Source organism: Porticoccus sp. (assembly GCF_041592135.1).
Taxonomy (GTDB): domain Bacteria; phylum Pseudomonadota; class Gammaproteobacteria; order Pseudomonadales; family Porticoccaceae; genus Porticoccus.
On the sequence record NZ_JBFHQR010000046.1, the window covers coordinates 1 to 15,417 of the forward strand.

Annotated in this window: 14 protein-coding genes; 5 read left to right on the top strand and 9 right to left on the bottom strand. The window is 62.7% G+C overall.

Annotated features, from left to right (window positions below; genetic code table 11):
- Positions 1-32: 32 nt before the first annotated feature.
- From ABY948_RS06110 to ABY948_RS06120, 3 genes are all read right to left on the bottom strand, one after another.
- Positions 33-1,679 carry a Na/Pi cotransporter family protein gene (locus tag ABY948_RS06110; protein WP_461481632.1) on the bottom strand — a complete coding sequence of 549 codons (1,647 nt, stop codon included), beginning with the start codon at positions 1,677-1,679 and terminating at the stop codon, positions 33-35.
- 123 nt (positions 1,680-1,802) lie between these two features.
- Positions 1,803-4,322, bottom strand: a complete 2,520-nt coding sequence (locus ABY948_RS06115) for an efflux RND transporter permease subunit (RefSeq protein WP_461481633.1) — start codon at positions 4,320-4,322, stop codon at positions 1,803-1,805.
- Positions 4,323-4,414: 92 nt separating this feature from the next.
- Positions 4,415-4,696, bottom strand: a complete 282-nt coding sequence (locus ABY948_RS06120; RefSeq protein ID WP_461481634.1) for an Rdx family protein — start codon at positions 4,694-4,696, stop codon at positions 4,415-4,417.
- Between the two features lie 59 nt (positions 4,697-4,755).
- Here ABY948_RS06120 and ABY948_RS06125 point away from each other — a divergent pair, with 59 nt between their 5' ends.
- Positions 4,756-5,718: a 2-hydroxyacid dehydrogenase gene (locus tag ABY948_RS06125; RefSeq protein ID WP_461481635.1), complete on the top strand. Its 963-nt coding sequence runs from the start codon at positions 4,756-4,758 to the stop codon at positions 5,716-5,718.
- A 14-nt stretch (positions 5,719-5,732) separates the two neighbouring features.
- The gene (gene dtd / locus ABY948_RS06130) at positions 5,733-6,170 is read left to right on the top strand and encodes a D-aminoacyl-tRNA deacylase (protein ID WP_461481636.1); all 438 of its coding nucleotides are present in this window, start codon (positions 5,733-5,735) and stop codon (positions 6,168-6,170) included.
- Positions 6,171-6,238: 68 nt separating this feature from the next.
- Here the strand turns inward: dtd and ABY948_RS06135 are convergent, their stop codons facing one another.
- Both ABY948_RS06135 and ABY948_RS06140 read right to left on the bottom strand, forming a co-directional pair.
- Complete coding sequence (locus ABY948_RS06135; RefSeq protein WP_461481637.1) at positions 6,239-6,901, bottom strand: hypothetical protein; 663 nt, start codon at positions 6,899-6,901, stop codon at positions 6,239-6,241.
- 97 nt (positions 6,902-6,998) lie between these two features.
- On the bottom strand, positions 6,999-8,261 hold the full coding sequence (locus tag ABY948_RS06140; RefSeq protein ID WP_461481638.1) for a 6-phosphofructokinase: 1,263 nt from the start codon (positions 8,259-8,261) through the stop codon (positions 6,999-7,001).
- Between the two features lie 192 nt (positions 8,262-8,453).
- Between ABY948_RS06140 and mpl the strand changes: the two genes are divergently transcribed.
- From mpl to ABY948_RS06155, 3 genes are read left to right on the top strand one after another with little or no spacing between them, the layout of a single operon-like run.
- On the top strand, positions 8,454-9,818 hold the full coding sequence (gene mpl, locus ABY948_RS06145) for a UDP-N-acetylmuramate:L-alanyl-gamma-D-glutamyl-meso-diaminopimelate ligase (protein WP_461481639.1): 1,365 nt from the start codon (positions 8,454-8,456) through the stop codon (positions 9,816-9,818).
- On the top strand, positions 9,811-10,419 hold the full coding sequence (locus ABY948_RS06150; protein WP_461481640.1) for a flavin prenyltransferase UbiX: 609 nt from the start codon (positions 9,811-9,813) through the stop codon (positions 10,417-10,419). The genes mpl and ABY948_RS06150 overlap by 8 nt, the downstream gene beginning before the upstream one ends.
- Positions 10,419-11,033, top strand: a complete 615-nt coding sequence (locus ABY948_RS06155; RefSeq protein ID WP_461481641.1) for a DUF2238 domain-containing protein — start codon at positions 10,419-10,421, stop codon at positions 11,031-11,033. The genes ABY948_RS06150 and ABY948_RS06155 overlap by 1 nt, the downstream gene beginning before the upstream one ends.
- Positions 11,034-11,038: 5 nt before the next feature.
- On the opposite strand, the gene ABY948_RS06160 is transcribed toward ABY948_RS06155, so the two are convergent.
- From ABY948_RS06160 to ABY948_RS06175, 4 genes are all read right to left on the bottom strand, one after another.
- A complete protein-coding gene (locus tag ABY948_RS06160) occupies positions 11,039-12,070 on the bottom strand; it encodes an MBL fold metallo-hydrolase (protein WP_461481642.1) in 1,032 nt (343 codons plus the stop codon).
- A gap of 123 nt (positions 12,071-12,193) precedes the next feature.
- Positions 12,194-12,556 (bottom strand): hypothetical protein, encoded by a 363-nt coding sequence (locus ABY948_RS06165; protein ID WP_461481643.1) that lies wholly within the window; start codon positions 12,554-12,556, stop codon positions 12,194-12,196.
- A 33-nt stretch (positions 12,557-12,589) separates the two neighbouring features.
- Positions 12,590-14,869: a nitric-oxide reductase large subunit gene (locus tag ABY948_RS06170; protein WP_461481644.1), complete on the bottom strand. Its 2,280-nt coding sequence runs from the start codon at positions 14,867-14,869 to the stop codon at positions 12,590-12,592.
- Positions 14,862-15,417, bottom strand: a 556-nt coding sequence (locus ABY948_RS06175; RefSeq protein WP_461481645.1) for a hemerythrin domain-containing protein, incomplete at its 5' end; no start/stop codon positions are given. The genes ABY948_RS06175 and ABY948_RS06170, both read right to left, overlap by 8 nt.

Genomic DNA, 15,417 nt, shown 5'->3' on the forward strand with positions numbered 1-15,417 from the left:
AATGGACAAATGGGCGTTGCTGGGGGCGGGGGCTATTTGAGGGTAACCAGATCCTTGACGGCGCTTTCCAGCATCTGGTTGGACACCAGCAGTTCGCGGTTGATATTGAGCAGGGACGACAGCGGGATGCCGATGGCATCGCTGTTGTCGTAGCGGGTGATCAACTGGTGCAGGCGATCGTGGGAGCTGTTGATTTCCCCCTGCAGCTGGGGGTGTATTTCCTCCACCAGCACCGGGTCGGTGTGCTCCAGCAGCTTGAGCAGGTGGCGGTAGATGTTGCGGGTATCGTGGCGCAGGGTTTCAAACAATTCCTCATCGTCGGATTGCATGTGCAGTTCCACCACATTCTGGCGCACATTCTTGAGGCTCTTGGCGCCATACACCAGATCCCGGGCGGCGTGTACCAGCTGCGAGACCTGCTCGGTTTCTCCCTCGGCAAATTTTTCGCGGAGGAGACGGTTGGCGTACTGCAAAATCTGCTGCTCGGTGTGCTTGATCTCCGAATACTGGTCGTCGTAGCTGGATTTGGCCTGCTTGATCTGCTCGTACACCTCCAGCCCCTTGAAGCCCAGCAGCAGCTCCTCCGGGCGGATGCGCAGCACCCGCAGGTTGAGAACCAGCACCTTGTAAAACAGCCGGGTGACTTCCTGGCGGATCGCCTCGGTGGCGGCATCGCCGACACTGGGGGACACCTTGGTGATGTACTGGCAGCCGATCAGGTCGTCGTCGCTAAAGCGGGCCTGCAGCCAGCGGGCAAAGGGCGACACAATGGGCAGGAAAATCAGCATGCCGATGCTGTTGAACAGCGTGTGGAACAGCACCACCACATACATCGGGTCGGTGACGTCCAGGGTATCGGTAATCAGGCTTAGCAGCGGCTGCATCAGCAGCAGGGCGATCAGGCTGACCACCAGGTTAAAAATGAAGTGGGCGAAGGCCACCCGGCGCTTGTCCGATGAGCCCTTCACCCCGCCGATCAACACCGTGCCGGTGGTACCCATGGTGGCGCCGATGACAATGGCCGCCGCCGTGGTGATCGGCAGTACCCCGGCGTGGATGGCACTGAGCACAATCATCACCGTGGCGGAACTGGACTGGATCAGCGCCGTGAACACCAGCCCGCCGAGCACGTAGAGCAGGATCGGGTAGTCGCGGAATATCGACGGCGAGACCTGTGCCGACAGAAAGCCCATGCTGGTTTTCATGAAGTCGAGGCCCATCAGCAGCAGGCCGATACCCAGCAGCAGGCGGGCCTGGCTGTGGCGGTGGTAATCGGGGCTGAGGAAGACGACCCCGAGGGTGCCGAGGGCCAGCAGCGGCATGGCATATTCCGTCAGGCTCAACTTGAAGCCGATGGTGGCGACGATCCAGCCGGTAAAGGTGGTGCCGACGCTGGTGCCGAAAATGACCCCGAGGGCGCTGGTCATGGAGAGGATGCCGGCGCCGACGAAGGCCAGCACGATCAGTCCCACCATGGAGCTGCTCTGTAGGCAGGCGGTGGTGACCATGCCGATCAGCGCGCCGCGCAGCGGGCTCTTGGTGTAGTCGCGCAGCAGGTGCCGGAAGGAGCGGGTGCCGAGGGTGCGCAGTGCCTGTTCCAGCATCAGCATCCCGAACAGGAACAGGCCGAGGCCGGCCACCAGTTCCCAGGGGTCAAAATGCTCTAGGGTCGGATCCATCTACCGCACTGCTCCCAGCAGGTTGATATCACGAGAAGTGTAGCAGTAATCCGCTGTCGGCAGTTGGTGGTCACTTGCACCGATCCCCGCCAGCGGCTGGGCCGCCGGCGAGGCCGGGAAAGGTTATTTGCCCAGCGGTTTGAAGATCAGGATCAGCTTCGGCAGCAGGGTCATGGAACCCAGCAGGGCGGTCAGCATGGCCAGACCGGTGAGCAGCCCGAAGTACACCGAGGGAATGAAGTTGGACAGGGACAGAATGGAAAAGCCCACGATAATGGTGATGGCGGTGTAGAACAGCGCCCGGCCGATACTGGCGTGGGCCCGGTGCATGGATGCCAGGTAATTCTGGTCCAACACAAACTCCCGCTTGAAGCGGGTGATGTAGTGGATGGAGTTGTCCACGCCGATACCCACGGTGATGGCGGCGATGGTGATGGTCATCATGTCCAGCGGAATGCCCGCCAGGCCCATGCCGCCCAGTACCACGGTGGCCGCCAGCATGTTGGGCAGCATGGCGATCACCGAGATGGAGATGGAGCGGAACAGCACCATGAACATCACCATGACGCCCAGGAAGACGGCGCCCAGGGTCAGGATCTGGGAGCGGAACAGGCTTTGCAGCATGTTGTTGTAGAGCACCAGCAGGCTGGTGAAATGCACCTGGTCATCCTGCAGTCCCACTTCCTCGGTGATGAAGTGGCGGATCTGGCGCAGCAGTTCCGGGCGCTTCAATTCGCCGCCGGTTTCCTTGATGCGCAGGGTGATGCGCGCCTGGTTCTGTTGCTCGTCGATGTAGGGATCAAACAGCAGCGCCGCATTGGCCGGAGACAGGCTGTTGCGCACGAAGGCCAGTTCGAGGTCGTTGAGTTTGTGGCCCATCAGGTCCTCGGCCACGTCGGCAATGGTCACCAGCGAGCTGACCTTGCCCACTTCCGGCAGGGCGTCCAGGTAATTCTGGATCTTCCGCAGGTCGTGAACACCGACCCCGGTGAACCAGTAGCTGTTGGGTTTGCTGGCCTGACTGTCGGCGCTGTCGTCGCCAAAGGGATCATCCGAGGCGAACGGGTCGTCGCCGCCCGCGTCGTCGGCAAACGGATCGTCCTCGGTCGCGGTGGGCATGATGGGCACCGCTGGTGCGTCGAGAATGATATCCAGCGGGGTGGTGCCACCGAGTTTGTCGTCGATCACCGACAGGCCCTGATAGATCTCGGTGTGGGAGCGGAAGTAGTCGATGAAGCGGTTTTCCACCTGCAGCTGGGAAATGCCCCAGCAGCTGATGACGCCGGCCAGCAGGGCCAGTCCCAGCACCAGGCCGCCGTGATTTTCGGTAAAGCGCGCGAAGATCATGGTGTAGGCGGCGGATTTGTCGCCCTTGTCGTTGTTGCGGCCCTTGCCGATCAACATCATGCCGGCCGGGATCACGATAAAGGCCAGGCTGAGGGCCAGCAGGATGCCGAGGGTCATCATCCAGCCGAAGTCGATCACCGGGCGGATGTCGCTGACCACCAGCGATACGAACGCCACCACCGTGGTCAACACGGTGTACAGACAGGGGCGGGCCATGTAGCCCACGGTATCGCGCACCAGATCGATCTGGCTGCGGTCGGGATATTCCAGTTGCATTTCCCGGTAGCGCACGATCAGGTGAATGGTCAGTGCCAGGGTAATGATCAATAGCAGTGCCACGAAATTGGAGGAGATCACCGTCAGGCGCCAGTCGATCCAGCTCAGGTAGCCGAGCATGATTTCCACCGACAGCACGCAGGTGAACAGCGGCAGCACCACCCAGCGAACCTGGCGGAAAATAATGGCCAGGGTGGCGATGATAAACAGCACGATGCCGGAGCCGAACACCCGCAGGTCGCTCTTGATGAAGTCAATCATGTCGGCGGTGATCATGCTGGGACCGCCCAGGAACAGGGTGGCGCGATCCTTGAAGGCCGCCATTTTTTCACGTACTTCGGCGACCCGTTGGTGTTCCTCCGCAGCCTTTTCGGTGCGATAGTCGAGAAATTCCTTGCTGACCTGCTCCAGTTCTTCCTCTTCGTCCCGGGAGAGTCCCTCGGTGTCCCGCTTCAGGCGCAGGGAATCCCGCTGGCGCACCAGGGTCAGGTACTTGCGGTCCAGCTCCATGGTGGCCATCAGTGCGGTGGTCTGGCCGTCCGGGCTGAGGATCAGTTTGCGATAGATGGGGCTTTCCAGGAATTCCTTGCGGGCCTGGTCGCGATCGGTGCCCTTGCTCATCAGGGTGCGAGGTGCGTCCTTGAGCTGGGAAACCGTCACCATGGGGCTGTAGAGCAGGGGCACATCGAGAATGGAGGTGACGCTGGCGACGCCTTCAATCTGTTTCAGCGCGTCGCGAATCTCCGCCAGGGTGGCCAGCGAGGCATCGTCGAACAGGTCGCCCTGTTTGGGGGTGTAGGTCACCACCAGGAAGTCGCTGCTGCCGTAGTGTTGCAGGGTTTCGCGGAAATAGTCGAGGTCGGTATCGTGCTCCAGGGTCAGGGCGTCCGCCGAGGCATCCAGTTTGAAGTTGGGCAACCCGAAGGCCATGGCGACAGCCAGCAGCAACACGGCAATCATCACCGCCAGCGGGTGGCGGAGAACGATCTTTTCGTAGAGTCCCAGAAGTCTCTCAGGCATCCGACTATTTCCTTCTTATTCTATTGGGTTGGCGAAAGCGCAGTATTATGCCAGAACTGTGCAATTGGCGCGCAATGCCGCCAATGGATTTTTTAGCGGTCGTTGTGGCCCAGCGCCCGCTGCGGGTCAATCTGGTCGCGGACCCGCTGTTTGAGGGTTTTGGCATCGGGAAAACCGCCGTCCCGCACTCGCTCCCAGATGGATTGCTGGTCGAGGAAAATTTCAAAGGCGCCGCCGGTTTCCGCCGGTCGCAGGGCCACTTCCGCCAGGTCGTCCATAAACGTGGTGAGCAACTCCTGGGCCAGCCAGGCAGAGCGCAACAGCCAGTTGCAGCGGGGGCAATAGACGATGGCGATACGCGGTTTCTGGGACATCGGGTACACTCCTGGGCAATAATAAAATCATCGGCCAAGATAACCTTCAAACTGTAAAGATGAAAGCCGTCCTTCTCGATGCAAACAGCCTGGGCTCAGGCGATGTCAGTCTCGCCCCCATCACCGGCCTGCCGTTGCAATGGTCGGTTCACGCTTCCTCTGGGCCAGGGCAGGTGGCCGAACGCATTGCAGAGGCCGAGATCGTATTGACCAACAAGGCGCCCATCGGTGCAGCGGAACTCGCGGCGGCGCCGAAGCTGCGCTATATCGGCGTGCTGGCCACCGGCACCAATGTGATCGACCTGCAGGCGGCCAGTGAACGCGGCGTGCTGGTCAGCAATGTCAGCGGCTACGGCACCGGGTCGGTGGCGCAGCACACCTGGGCGCTGATTCTGGCGCTCACCACCCGGCTGCCGGATTACAACGTGGCGGCCCTCGACGGTCGCTGGGCCGCCAGTGGCAACTTCTGCCTGCTGGATTTCCCGGTGATGGAACTGGCGGGCAAAACCCTGGGCATTGTCGGCTATGGGCAACTCGGCAAGGCGGTGGCGGAGATCGGCCGGGCCTTTGGCATGGCGGTGAAAGTGGCGTCGCTGCCCTGGCGCCACGGTGACGCGGCGGGCCGGGTGCCGCTGGATCAGTTGCTGCGGGAGGCGGATGTGTTGAGCCTGCACTGCCCGCTCACCGAGGAAACCCGCGGTCTGATCGGCCGGCGCCAGCTGGCGATGATGAAAAATAGCGCCCTGCTGATCAACTGTGCCCGCGGCGGCCTGGTGGATGAGCAGGCGCTGGCCGAGGCGCTGGAAGATGGCGAGATCGCCGGGGCGGGGGTGGATGTGCTCAGCGAGGAGCCGCCGGTGAACGGCAATCCGCTGCTCAATCCCGAGCTGCCGAATCTCATTGTCACCCCGCACTGTGCCTGGGGGGCACGGGAATCCCGACAGCGTCTGATCCGGCAAGTGGCCGACAATTTGCGCGGCTTTCTGGCGGGTGCACCCGCCAATGTGGTGAACCAACAATAAAAAGTGAGCAGTAGATGTTAGGTCTGATCCAGCGAGTGAGTTACGCCAGCGTCGAGGTCAACGGCGACAAGGTGGGTGAGATCGGCCCCGGTATTTTGCTGCTGTTGGGTATTCAGTTGGGCGATACCGAAGCCAATGTCGATCGCCTGCAGGACAAGGTGCTGCAGTACCGCATCTTTCCCGACGAGCACGGCAGGATGAACCTCAATGTGGAACAGGTCAGCGGCGGCCTGCTGGTGGTGTCGCAATTTACCCTGGCGGCGGATACCCGCAAGGGACTGCGCCCCGGTTTTTCCGGTGCGGCCCCACCGGAGCAGGCGGAAAAACTCTACAACTATTTTGTCACCCGCGCGGAGCACCTCTACCCGGATGTGGCCTCCGGTATTTTCGGCGCCGATATGCAGGTCAGCCTGTGCAATGACGGGCCGGTGACGTTTCTGCTGGAAGGGTAGGGTGAACACCGGACCCTGCAACTGGTGGTTGCAGGACCCCGCTGTTTCAGGGCGGTGAACGCCCGACGCTATTGGGTGACCTTGGTGAAGACTTCAGTGGCGGTCTGCTCGATCATCGGAATCAACAGGTCCTGGCCATCCTGTTCCGCCTTGGTTTTGAAATCATTGCCGGCCAACTTCGAGCCGTTCTGGATGTTCTTCAGCTCATAGCCCAGGGCAATGGCGTCGCCCTTGCGGATGGTGCCCTGTGCTGCGGTCAGGGACTCCATGGCCTCCTGCTGCATCTGCACATTGGCGGCGGTGTTGGCCACGTTGGCCGCGGTGGTGGCGGCCACAAAACTGCCCATGCTGCCGCCCACGCCCGCGTAGGGCAGCGCGGAGGAAATCACCCCGGCGCCGATGGACATGGCCTTGCCCCAGCTTTTTTTCTTCTCGTAATCCACATTGGCGGACAGCATGTAGTTGCAGCCGGATTGTTTGGCTTCCGCCTCCAGCTGGGCGGGCAGCCGGGATTGCAGGGCCACCACTTCGAGCATGGGGCCGCTGAGGTAGGAAACCAGCATGTTTTGTACCGGCGCCGATAGATCCTGGCCGCTGGCGCCTTGCCCCAGCTGGGCTTTGGGCGGGGCGATGGCCACACAGGGTTTGTCTCCGGCCAGGGCCGGGTTGCTCAGGGTTGCCGCCGCCAGGGCGGTGCAGGCGAACAGGGAAAAACGTTTGCTGATCGACACAAAAGACTCCTTCTATCCGTGGGTGGATCCGTATGCGTTGGCAGATGGTGTTTCACCAGTCTGCCGGGCCGCCGGTTGATATTGTCCGTTACAACTATCAGATGTCAAATGGGGTGTTCAGCTTCTTCGCCACCGGCGCCTTCACCAGCTTGGCGTATTGCGGAATGCCGTTGCGGTAGGGCGGATAGTCCTCACCGGCAATCAGCGGCGCCAAATAGTCCCGCGCCAACTGGGTGATGCCGAAACCGTCGCGGGTGATGAAGTCGCTGGGCATTTTCTTCTCGATATTGGCCACCTGGTCCAGGGGGGCTTCGCCCAGTTCCCAGCGGTAGCCTTCGCCGTTGTGGCGCTCAATGGTGACCATCACCGAGTTCTTGCCCGCCAGGGCGTATTCCACGGCGGCCTGGCCCACGGCGTAGGCCTGTTCCACGTCGGTGGCGGAGGCGATGTGGCGGGCGGAGCGCTGCAGGTAGTCCGCCAGCGCCCAGTGGTATTTGTAACCCAGTTCGTGCTTGATCAGCGCCGCCAGGGTGGGGGCCACGCCGCCCAGTTGCTGGTGGCCGAAGGCATCGGTGTGGGCGGAGCCGGCGATCAGGGTGCCGTCGTTGTGCTGGGCGCCCTCCGAGGCGACGATCACACAGTAGCCCTGTTCTTTTACCGTCTGCTCCACCCGGGCGAGGAAATCCGCCTCATGAAAGGGCACTTCCGGGAACAGGATAATGTGCGGCGGGTCGCCCGCCTCCTCGGCGGCCAGGGCGCTGGCGGCGGCAATCCAGCCGGCGTGGCGGCCCATCACTTCGAGGATGAACACCTTGGTGGAGGATTCGCACATGGAGGCTACATCGAGGCTGGCCTCCTTGGTGGACACCGCCACGTATTTGGCGACGGAGCCAAAGCCGGGAGAGTTGTCGGTAAACGGCAGGTCGTTGTCGACGGTCTTGGGAATATGGATGGCCTGGATCGGGTAACCCATTTTTTCCGACAGCTGGGAGACTTTCAGGCAGGTGTCGGCGGAATCGCCGCCGCCGTTGTAGAAGAAGTAGCCGATGTCGTGGGCCTTGAACACCTCGATCAGGCGCTCGTATTCGGCGCGGTTTTCTTCCAGGCTCTTCAGCTTGTAACGGCAGGAACCGAACGCCCCGGCGGGGGTGTGGCGCAGGGCCGCGATGGTCTCGGCGGACTCCTGGCTGGTGTCGATCATATCTTCGCGCAGGGCGCCGATAATGCCGTTGTGGCCGGCGTAGACTTTCCCTATCTGGTCGCTGTGTTTGCGGGCGGTTTCAATCACTCCGCAGGCGCTGGCATTGATGACTGCTGTGACGCCACCGGACTGGGCGTAAAACGCATTCTTCTTTGGCATGGATTCCCTCGTTGGACCGCCCTTTTCAGGAGCGGCGAATGATACTGGAAAGCGACAGGGATTTCATTTTTTATGGCCATTCGGCGCTTGTGGAGCCCGGCGGATTTGCACGGACAGGAAATTAGGCTATGTTGTCCCCGGCGGGGGGCGTATTGCGCCGCGATGATAATAGTGAGGGGTTGGTAAGTCGGTATGCACATTCATATCCTGGGTATTTGCGGTACGTTTATGGGCTCCCTGGCCCAGTTGGCCAAGGCCGCGGGGCATCAAGTGTCCGGCTGCGATGCCAATGTCTACCCGCCCATGAGCACCCAGCTCGAAAACGCCGGCATCGAACTGACCGAGGGGTACGGCACGGAACAGCTGGACCCGCCACCGGACCTGGTGGTGATCGGCAACGCCCTGTCCCGGGGCAACCCGGCGGTGGAGTATGTGCTCGACAACGGCATTCCCTACACCTCCGGCCCCCAGTGGCTGGGCGACTTCTTCCTGCGCGAGCGCTGGGTATTGGCGGTGGCCGGCACCCACGGCAAAACCACCACCTCCAGCATGCTGGCCTGGATTCTGGAGTACGCCGGCATGGCGCCCGGTTTCCTGATCGGCGGGGTGCCCAACAATTTCGGGGTGTCGGCGCGGCTCGGCGGCACGCCCTTCTTTGTGGTGGAAGCCGACGAATACGACAGCGCCTTTTTCGACAAGCGCTCCAAGTTTGTCCACTACCGGCCGCGCACCGTCGTGCTCAACAACCTGGAATTTGACCACGCCGATATCTTTGCCGACCTGAAGGCCATCCAGACCCAGTTTCATCATTTCGTGCGCACCAGTCCCGGCCACGGCCTGATTGTGGCGCCGGTGGCGGACGAAAATCTGCAGCAAGTGCTGGCGATGGGGTGCTGGTCGGAATATCAGTCGCTGGGGGAGTGCAACAGCTGGGAGATAGAGCCGGTGTCCGCGGATGGCTCCTCCTTCCATGTCCGCTACCAGGGCAAACAGCGCGGCACCGTCAACTGGAATCAGAGCGGCGAACACAGTATGTCCAACGGCCTGGCGGCGATTGCCGCCGCCCACCATGTGGGGGTGACGCCGGAAGTAGCCAGCGAGGCCCTGTGCGAATTCCGGGGGGTCAAGCGGCGCATGGAGCAGATTGCGGCGGTGGACGGCGTGCGCGTCTACGACGATTTTGCCCACCACCCCACCGCCATTGCCACCACCCTGGCGGGGCTGCGCAAGCGGGTCGGCGATGACAAAATCATTGCCGTGATCGAGCCGCGCTCCAACACCATGAAGCTCGGTATCCACAAGAACCAGTTGGCGGAATCCGTCAGCGAGGCCGACCAGGTGTTCTGGTTCCAGCCGGACAATATGGGCTGGTCGCTGGAGGAGGTGGCGGCGAAGGGCGCGGTTCCCGCCGAGGTGATGCACAATATCGACCGGCTGGTGCAGCGCACCCTCGACATGACCGGGGAGGGCTGCCACGTGGTGATCATGAGCAACGGCGGTTTTGGCGGTTTCCACCGCCGCCTGGTCGCCGCCCTGGAGGAGCGCCGACATGGCTGAGTATGATCGTTCCATCACCCTGGCCATGACCGGTGCCTCCGGCGCCCAGTACGGCCTGCGCCTGCTGGAGTGCCTGGTGCAGGCCAACTGCCAGGTGCAGTTCATGATCTCCGAGGCCGCCCGCATCGTGGTGGAAACGGAAACCGAACTGGAACTGCCCAACGACGACGCGCTTGAGGAATTCCTCACTCTCAATTTCGATGCCGAACCGGGCCAGATCGTGCTGAATACCGCTCGCGACTGGTTTTCGCCGGTGGCCTCCGGCTCCTCGGCGCCGACCTCCATGGTGATCTGCCCCGCCAGCGGCGGCACCCTGTCCGCCATCGCCTGCGGCGCCAGCAACAACCTGATCGAGCGCGCCGCCGATGTGGCCATCAAGGAAAAGCAGCAGTTGATTGTGGTGCCCCGGGAAACCCCGCTGTCGGAAATTCACCTGGAAAACATGCTCAGGCTGGCGCGGTTGGGGGTGACGGTGTTGCCGGCCATGCCCGGCTTCTATCAGAACCCGCGCACCATCGAGGATCTGGTGGATTTCGTGGTGGCGCGCATTCTCGACCATCTGGATATTGAACAGGCCCTGCTGCCGCGCTGGGGCAGCTGATGGCGTCCAACCGCGAATTACTGCTGTTGCTGGGGCTGCTACTGGCGATTGTGGCCTGGTCCTGGGTCGGCCCTTTCGACCGCGCCACCTGGTGGCTGGAGGCCATTCCGGTGGTGGTGGCCCTGCCGCTGCTGGCCTGGACCCGCAACCGCTTTCCGCTGACCCGCCTCAGTTATTACCTGATATTTGTCCACGCCGTAATCCTGGTGGTGGGCGCCCACTACAGCTACGCGCGGGTGCCGCTGGGATTCTGGATGGCTGACTGGTTCGATTTGTCCCGCAATCACTACGACCGCATCGGCCACCTGGCCCAGGGCTTTGTGCCCGCCATCCTGGCCCGGGAAATCCTCTGGCGCAGCGGGGCAGTGGCCAAACGCGGCTGGCTGTTCTTTCTCGTCACCTGTTTCTGTCTGGCGCTCAGTGCCTTCTACGAGTTGCTGGAGTGGTGGACGGCGTTGCTCGGCGGCGACGGCTCCACCGCCTTTCTCGGCACCCAGGGCGACGTCTGGGATGCCCAGTGGGACATGCTGTTTGCCCTGGCCGGGGCCATGGTTGCGCAGTGGCTGCTGGGCGCCTGGCATCAAAGGCAAATGTTGGAAGTGAGCAATCGCTAACGGGTTTATACCCGCCGGTACCAGTTGACCCCATCGGTATCCTTTTCCACCCGGAGCTGGCCCCGCGCTATCAGGCAGTGCAGGTGGGCGTAGCTCTCGCCGGTGGCCAGCACCAGCATCGAGTTGCCTATTGGTGATTTGAAGATCAGCGGGAACAGATCCACCACCCGCTGCGGCTCGCCACAGTTCTCCAGCACAATCTGTAAATCTTTTTCATGTTGCTCGATCAGGCTTTGCAGGCGCGGCAGCGCGCCGCGAAAGGGCAGGCCGTGGGAGGGCAGCACCAGGGTGTCTTGGGGAATCAGGGCTTGCAGCTTGTGGCAGGAGTCGATCCAGTCCTGCAGCGGATTGCCCGCCGGTTCAATGGGCCAGACACTGACGTTGGAGGAAATGGTCGGCAGCAACTGGTCGCCGGAAATCAATACCCCCAGCTCCGGGCAGTGCAGGCAGGCGTGCTCCGGCGAGTGGCCCTCGCCCATGACAATGTGCCAGGCGCGGCCGTTGATACTGAACGTCTGGCCCTCCCGCAGGCGGTGATAGATGCTCGGCATGCCGCGGATCATGCTGCCGAAGCCGCCAAACCGGGAGCGGTAGTAGTTGAGCTGTTCCGCGCTGAAGCCGGCGGCCTGGTAGAAGTCGATGGCCTCCTCCGGCGCCTCCCGGGCGCTGTCCTCCAGCAGGATGCGGCAGTGCATGTACTCCCCCCGGGACATCCAGAACTCGGCGCCGCTGTGGCGGCATAGCCAGGCGGCCAGGCCGATGTGGTCCGGGTGCATATGGGTGGCGATCAGCCGTTTGATGGGTTTGCTGTCGCTGAGCAGCGGGCACAGTTTCAGCCACAGTTCCGCCGTGTCATCGGAGGCCAGCCCGGTGTCGACAATGGTCCAGCCATCGTCCTCCTCCAGCAGCCACAGGTTGATGTGATCGAGCCGGAACGGCAGCGGCATGCGCAGCCAGTAAACACCCTCGGCGACTTTTTGCGGTTCGCCCAGTTCGGGTGGCTTCGGGAACGGGTAGAGGGGGGATGTGTTTGCCATGTCGACCTCACAGCGTGGCGGGGACAGGCAATCATAGCAGAGAGACGAACATCAGGTGGAAGGTGCGCCCCTGGGGTGAGAGGTGGGATACCGGTGTGGGGGCGCACACACCGGCCTCGTTGCTCAATGGGCGGGTTGCAGGCGAATGCCGTCGATGTTCACCCGGTCGCCGATGGCGAATTGCCGGTTGGGGCTGCGAAATGAAAGGGTTTCACCCTGCTCGGTTCTGACCGCATAGCGGTCGCCGCTGAGGCCCGCCTGCTGCTGGGCCTCTCCTCCGGCCCAGGCGCCCAGCAGACCTCCGGCGATGGCGCCGAGGGGTCCGCCCGCGGCCCCGCCGATCAGAAACAGGCTGAAGCCGCCGCTGACCTGGCCGCCGGTGTTGTCATCGCCGTGGCCGATCACTTCCGCCCCCTGGGCAGAGGCTGCGAGCAGCAGGGTGGACAGGGCGATGGCGGCGGTTATTTTCCTGAAGGTTTTCAACATAAGACTTCTCCAATAATTGCGTAGGGGGGGGCGTCACAGGGCGACGTCCTCTGCCAAGGGATTTGCCCGGTCTCGACCGAGGGCGGGCCAGACACCCCGCACCACCTGCCAGCTGACGCACAGTGCACCGTAGATAAACACCAGGTCGCCAAGGGTGCGAATCCAGCGCAGGGTCTCCATAAAGCCCTGCTGCATAAAGGCTTCGCTGCGGGCGTACCAGAGGCCCTGGGTGGCGCTGGCGTGGAACTGGAACAGGCCGATGGGCAGCAGGCTGGTGGTAATCATCAGCACGATACCTGCGTTGAGGCACCAGAAACCGTTGCGCATCAGTTGCTCGTTAAAGGCCAGTCCGGGGCGGATGTAGCGCAGTACCAGCAGGGTGAAGCCCAGCGCCAGGAAGCCGTACACACCAAACAGCGCGGCATGGGCGTGAACCGGGGTGGTGTTGAGTCCCTGCAGGTAGTACAGCGAAATCGGCGGGTTGATCATGAAACCGAATACCCCGGCACCCATCATGTTCCAGAAGGCCACGGCCACGAAGCAGGCCAGCGGCCATTTCACCCGGGCCATCCAGTCGGCCCGCTGGCGCAGGCGCGAGTGTTCCCAGGCCTCGTAGCCGAGCACCACCAGTGGCACCACTTCCAGGGCGCTGAAACAGGCGCCGACCGCCATCACCGGGGTGGTGGTGCCGGAGAAGTACAGGTGGTGGAAGGTGCCGGGCACACCGCCCAACATGAACAGCACGGCGGAAGCGAGGCTGGCGGTGGTGGCCATGCGCTTCGACACCAGTCCCATGTTGCAGAAGATAAAGGCCAGCGCCGTGGTGGCGAATACCTCAAAGAATCCCTCCACCCACAGGTGCACCACCCACCAGCGCCAGTATTCCATCACCGACAGGTGGGTGCGCTCGCCGTAGAACAGGCCGGCGCCGTAGAACAGGCCGATGGCGATCACCGAGGCGCTGAGCAATACCAGCAGGTGCTTGTCGCCGGGCTGGCGCAGGGCCGGCAGGATGCCGCGCAGCATCAACAGCAGCCAGAAGGCGACCCCGGCAAATTTGCCGATCTGCCAGAGGCGGCCCAGATCCACGTATTCATAACCCTGGTGGCCGAGCCAGAAGTTCAGTTCGGGCGGCATGATCTGGGCGATGGCGAGCCAGTTGCCGGCAAAGGAACCGCCCACCACCAGGACCAGCGCCCAGAACAGGATATCTACCCCCAGCTTCTGGTATTTCGGGTCCCGGCCGCCGTTGATGATCGGTGCCAGGAACAGCCCCGCGGCGAGAAAGCCGGTGGCGATCCAGAACAGCGCGCTCTGGATATGCCAGGTGCGGGCCAGGGAGTAGGGCAGCCATTGGGAGATATTGAAGCCGTAGAACTGCTGCCCTTCCACGGTGTAGTGGGCGGTTAGTCCCCCCAGCATCACCTGGAAGCTGAACAGCGCCACCACCAGTGCCAGGTATTTGCCCAGCGCCTTTTGCGAGGCGGTCAGGGGGAAGCCGGTGAGCGGGTCCTGTGCCGGGGTGGGCGGGGTGTCTTCCTCTTCCTTGCGCAGGAACGACCAGCCCCAGACCAGCAGGCCAATCCCGGCGATGAGAATCGCCACACTGAGCACCGACCAGAGGATGTTTTCCCCGGTGGGACGGTTGTCGATCAGCGGTTCGTGGGGCCAGTTGTTGGTGTAGGTCACCTCGCTGTCCGGGCGCTGGGTGGCGGCTACCCAGGCGGTCCAGAAGAAAAATGCCGTCAGGTCCGCACGCCTGTCGGCGCTCGGCAGGGTGGCCTCCTTCATGGCATAGCTTTCCCGGGTGCCCTGCAATTCCGGGGCGTCGTTAAACAGGCGGTCGTAGTACTCGGCAGTGCGGGCGAAGGCCGCGCTGCGCAGTGCCGATAACTGCAGCACGTTGCTGTCGGGTTCGGTCCGGTTCAGCCGGTACTCGCGTTTCAACTGGAAGCGCAATTCGGCCTGCTGGTTGTCCCCGAGATCGCTAAATGGCTGGTCGTATTGCGCCTGGGCGGCCAGTTCCAGCCAGTTCTCCAGTTCGCGGTGCAGCCAGTCGGCACTCCAGTCGGGGGCCTGGTAGGCGCCGTGGCCCCAGATGGAGCCGAGCTGCATACCGCCGATGGACTGCCAGGCAGTCTGGCCGTCGAGAATGGTGTTCCTGGTGAATAAGGTGTCACCGTCGGCGTTGAGCACCTGTTCGGGGATGGGCGGTGCCTGGCGATAGACCTCCTTGCCGAAATAACCCAGTAGCGAGAAGGTGACGATCAGCACGGTGATCAGCAGGTACCAGAGTTTGCGGTAGTCAGACATGGTGGTGCTCCCCTGCCAGCTGCTGGGCGGTGTCGAACAGCACATTGTTCTCCAGGTGGATGTGCTCCATCAGGTCGGCGCGAAACCAGTCCAGCTCCCAGTAAAGTGCCTGCCAGGTGTCGCAGGCATCGTTGGGCAGTGCCAGGCTGTTGGTGAGCCGGTCGATCCCCTGCAGTGCCATGCCGTGTTGATCGTGCTCGTAACGCATCATGGCGATAGGCCCGCTGGCGGGCTGGTAAAGCTGGCGCAGCAGCATGGGAAACAGCACCTGTTCCTCCTTCATCATGTGGCTTTCCAGCTCCTGAAACATGCCGCCCAGGTGTGCCGCCAGGCCCTTGGGGCAATCCGGGTGCTCGCGGTGTACCAGCTCCACCCTGGTGGCGAGGCGAATCAGTTCCGGCAGCTGTTGGCGATGCTTCTCGTGGTAGCGCTCCAGAATGTGGGGGATCAGCGCCTCCGGGCGCGCGTTGTGCCACTCATTGCCGCCACCGCTGCCCTGTAGTTCGGCGAGCTGTGCGGCGATGGTCTGGGGGTTGTGCCCCCGGTCC